Annotated in this window: 2 protein-coding genes; one reads left to right on the top strand and one right to left on the bottom strand. The window is 76.2% G+C overall.

All coding sequences use genetic code 11. From position 1 onward, the window contains the following. Positions 1-613, top strand: a 613-nt coding sequence (locus RIF68_RS36050) for a transketolase C-terminal domain-containing protein (RefSeq protein ID WP_309055875.1), incomplete at its 5' end; no start/stop codon positions are given. 39 nt (positions 614-652) lie between these two features. On the opposite strand, the gene RIF68_RS36045 is transcribed toward RIF68_RS36050, so the two are convergent. Next, entirely contained in the window at positions 653-1,294 is a 642-nt protein-coding gene (locus RIF68_RS36045) for a hypothetical protein (protein ID WP_123985574.1), read from the bottom strand. Positions 1,295-1,649 lie beyond the last annotated feature (355 nt).

The following is a 1,649-nucleotide window of genomic DNA, read 5'->3' as shown; positions in this document are numbered from 1 at the left end:
GGACGGCCCCTCCCAGATGGGCCTCGAAGACCTGGCCGCCTTCCGCGCGGTGCACGGCTCCACCGTCCTCTACCCGTGCGACGCCCACCAGACCGGGCGGCTCGTCGAGGCGATGGCGGACCTCGAAAACGTGCGCTACCTGCGCACCTCGCGCGGGGACACCCCGGTCATCTACGGGCCCGGCGAGGAGTTCCCCGTCGGCGGCTCCAAGGTCCTGCGCTCCTCCGACGCCGACCGGCTCACCGTCGTCGCCGCCGGGGTGACCGTCCACGAGGCGCTCGCCGCCGCCGAACTGCTTGCGGCCGAGGACATCCCGGTGCGCGTCATCGACCTGTACTCGGTCAAGCCGGTCGACCGCAGGACGCTGCGCGAGGCCGCCGAGCGCACCGGCTGCCTCATCACCGTCGAGGACCACCGCGAGGAGGGCGGCATCGGCGACGCGGTCATGGACGCCTTCACCGACGGCAGCCCGGTGCCGCGCCTCGTGCGGCTCGCCGTACGGACGATGCCGGGCTCCGCGTCGCCCGAGGAGCAGCTCCGCGCGGCGGGCATCGACGCCCAGTCGATCGCGGCGGCGGCACGGCTCCTGGTGGAGCAGGGCGTCGTACGGTGACGGCGCCGCACCCGGCGGCCGCCGCCCTGGAGCGCCGCGTCACTTCTTGAACCACGTGTTCGCGGCGGGGCGGAACATCAGCGTCACCGCCGCGAGCACGGCCGCCAGGTGCAGTACGCGGCTCGCGCCGAACAGCACGTCCACGGCGTCCAGGTGGCGGAACGCCTCTCCGGGTGTGTGCCCGTCGGCCAGCCACCGCACGGGCTCGATCACCAGGGAGAGCGTGCCGAGGACGCCGAGCACGCCGGCCAGGGCCAGGCGCGCCCAGTTCGCGCCGCGGCGCATCCGCACGGCGACGAGGACGGCCGCCGAGTAGACGGCGACGCGCAGGGCGAGGCCCGCGGCGAGGCCGCCGGTGGACGCGTCGGCCTCGGTGAGCGCCCTGACCATGGCGAGCACGGTCTCGAACACGCCCGCGGCGACCGCGGTGAGCCAGAGCGCGAAGGCCCCGCGCACGACGTCGGGCGCGGGCCGCTCCCCGTCGGCTCCCGGGAGACCGCGGGGGAGCAGGCGGGGTTCTCCGGGGCGCGGGTGGGGGCGGGGGCGTTGGCGCGGGGGCCGGTGTGCGTCAGGGGTGCGGTTGGCGGTGGGATCGGGAGTGGGGGCGGGCGTGTTGGGGGGAGTGGCGGCGGGAGCAGGGTCGGGAGCGGCGTCGGGGCCGAGGGGGCTGGTCCGGGTCATGGCGGGCCTCACCGAGGGAGTCCGAAAGGGTCGGCTTCGATCCTGCCGGTGGGGAAGCCGCAGGTCACGCCCGTTCTCCCCCGAGTCGCGGGTGGGGCCAACCACCCTGGAGGGCCGGGGCTGACACCCCCCGGACGGGCGACCTGGGGCGACTACCGGGCCCGTGGCCGGGTACCCGTGCGGCCCGCGTCCGAGCCGACGGACCGGCCGAGCCGAAGGGAACGCCATGAACGACGCACGAACGGTGCGGGCCGGCCGCCACACCGTGAAGCTGAACCGACCGGAGAAGGTCCTGTTCCCTGCGCCCGACGCGGACAGGGACGGGGACGGGGGCGCGTCCCGGGCCGCGAGCGGG

The organism is Streptomyces sp., from assembly GCF_031178505.1.
In the GTDB taxonomy this organism is placed as follows: Bacteria; Actinomycetota; Actinomycetes; order Streptomycetales; family Streptomycetaceae; genus Streptomyces; species Streptomyces gulbargensis.
This window is presented reverse-complemented; position numbering and strand designations above follow the sequence as displayed.